The 2074-nt window shown below is 38.8% G+C and carries 3 protein-coding genes; all 3 read right to left on the reverse strand.

Annotated elements, in window-relative coordinates:
* Window positions 1–23: 23 nt before the first annotated feature.
* The 3 genes from ACED45_RS23915 to ACED45_RS23925 all read right to left on the reverse strand — a co-directional run bounded on the left by ACED45_RS23915 (window position 24) and on the right by ACED45_RS23925 (window position 1738).
* Complete coding sequence (locus ACED45_RS23915) at window positions 24–242, reverse strand: type II toxin-antitoxin system Phd/YefM family antitoxin (RefSeq protein ID WP_371715201.1); 219 nt, start codon at window positions 240–242, stop codon at window positions 24–26.
* A 171-nt stretch (window positions 243–413) separates the two neighbouring features.
* Window positions 414–1172 (reverse strand): hypothetical protein, encoded by a 759-nt coding sequence (locus ACED45_RS23920; RefSeq protein ID WP_371715202.1) that lies wholly within the window; start codon window positions 1170–1172, stop codon window positions 414–416.
* The gene (locus ACED45_RS23925; RefSeq protein ID WP_371715203.1) at window positions 1172–1738 is read right to left on the reverse strand and encodes a ComF family protein; all 567 of its coding nucleotides are present in this window, start codon (window positions 1736–1738) and stop codon (window positions 1172–1174) included. The genes ACED45_RS23920 and ACED45_RS23925 overlap by 1 nt, the downstream gene beginning before the upstream one ends.
* Between the last annotated feature and the right edge of the window lie 336 nt (window positions 1739–2074).

Raw genomic sequence — 2074 nt, forward strand, 5'->3', positions numbered from 1 at the left:
CAAGAGTATGGTTTGCACTCGTTTTACTCTGCCGCGTAGCGGCTTCGTTCAACTAGTAGTTCAAGATCTTCGAGTCTGTCCATCATCATTTCGTACGCTTCGGCTGGTACGCAATAAAATGCTGGCTCATTTCGGTTCAGTACAGCAACCGGTTCACCGTAAGCACTAGTTGCAACTTTCATAGGGTTAGCTTTCAACTCAGTAATGCTTGCAACAACATCGGCTAAAATTCTAGTGGTCATGTAATAGGTCTCTTAAGCGGTTTTTGTTTTGGTCATTTTAGCCTCAACCAAGCGGTATACAAGTTGCTTAAGAGTGATTCGCAACACGTGGCATTTTTACTATGCGTTGGTTTATGTGTTTAAGGTATTGCGTTGCTCACAACTTAGTAAGGCGTATGCGACCGCTACTCATTAACCTCTTAAGCTACCATAACCTCCATTTCGACCTTTAGGTTTAAATCTATTGACCAACAGTTCAGCTAGCTCATACTTGAACCTTACGCCTGAATGTTTACCACGATGAGTAATATCAAATGAGTAGGCGTCACTGGCACTTTTGTAAGTTGATTTGCTTCCCTCAGGGACTTTCAGTACGTAATTTTGCTCGACAAGAAAACTGTTTAACTGTTTTACAGTATCAAACTCTTTTACTCCCTTTGTATAGAGCACGTCTAATAGCTCAGTGGCTGCTAATCCGTTCGAGTTGTGGTAAATGCGAGTTATACTGTCAATACTTATATCGTTAATAGGTTGCTCAGTGCGTGTTGAGAATGCTCTTATTTTTTTATTATATTTTAAAGCTCTGATTATGTTGTTGTAAGAACCTTTGCTTTGTTCATCCCAAACAACAAAACTAATATCCGAGTCGGCAGTCATTTGTTCATCTTTATAAGTCTGCCTTTTTCGTTCACTTTTGATACCATCGGGAGTTGTGACTTGCTTAAAATTGAAGCTATTTACAAAGTTCCTCGGTGTTTCATTTACAGAATATACAGTTACATTTATGAACCCAATTTTCTCGCAATAACTTTGAAGTAATGAATCAAACCCGGCGGCATCACCAACTAAAATCTCGAACTCTTTGATTTCGTTTATCTGATTGATGCTTTCAATAATACGTTCAGGTAAACGCTTGATACTAATTGAACCAGAAAAAAAAACGCTACCCATTATCTATGTACCCTTGTTTTAGTTAATGTAACAACATAAACGTCATTTACAGACCCTTGATTGTACATCGTCTTGGTCAATTCTTTAAGAGTTGAGCCAGATCTGAACAAGTCATCAATAATCAGGACTTTTTTGTTTCTGTACCGTTGATCGACATTAAACGCGCCTTGTAATAAATTGCTACGTTGTTGTGGGCATTCGATTGATTTTAGTTGTGCTGTGTTTTTTACTTTTTGTAGGTATGTTGGATCGTAAGTAACTCCCAAGCGACTCGCGACTTGTTGAGTTATCGCATAAACCGGTTGTAGTGGTCTAACTTTTGAAGCCGGTGCAGGTACGATTGCAGATAGGTACCGAGTAACATACCTAGTTTGCATAAATGCAACTAACTCATCGGCTAATTGCGTAATGTACTGCGTTTCATTATGGTATTTTAGTCTGTTTAAGGCATGACCTGTTGCAGAATATGTATTTTCGAAACTTCCATTTTCTAACATTACACTTTTAGTTGTGTGTAATTGCAAAGCCCAGCCAGCTTTCCAGTTTCCTTCAATATCATATGGCATAATAATTACCTTCAACATTATGGCTTTGGCAGTGTTTTATACGCTAAGTGTTACTTCTTTGATTTACATAAAGTGTACTTAGTGGCATGGCAAACTGTTTTCGAGTGATTCGCAATTCGTGGCATTTTTACTATGCGTTGCGTTTAGTTTTTAGGTGGTATACGGCAGCTTCGGTATTGCGTTGCTCACACCTTAACAGGGCGTTAGAATAACTTGACGTGGCGTACAATCTCTCGTGCGCCAAGCCAAAATATCATTTGTTGTTTTTGAGTTGTTCACTAACGGCGTTTTTCAAGGTAGTTGTCATCATTCGCTTGTTTACTAAGCAGCTTCTCT

The sequence above is a fragment of the Vibrio crassostreae genome, assembly GCF_041439375.1.
GTDB lineage: Bacteria > Pseudomonadota > Gammaproteobacteria > Enterobacterales > Vibrionaceae > Vibrio > Vibrio crassostreae_D.

What these genes read in the sequence shown, in the direction of transcription:
- ACED45_RS23915 (WP_371715201.1), bottom strand. Translation starts at nt 242, where the DNA reads ATGACCACTAGAATTTTAGCCGATGTTGTTGCAAGCATTACTGAGTTG.
- ACED45_RS23920 (WP_371715202.1), bottom strand. Translation starts at nt 1,172, where the DNA reads ATGGGTAGCGTTTTTTTTTCTGGTTCAATTAGTATCAAGCGTTTACCT.
- ACED45_RS23925 (WP_371715203.1), bottom strand. Translation starts at nt 1,738, where the DNA reads ATGCCATATGATATTGAAGGAAACTGGAAAGCTGGCTGGGCTTTGCAA.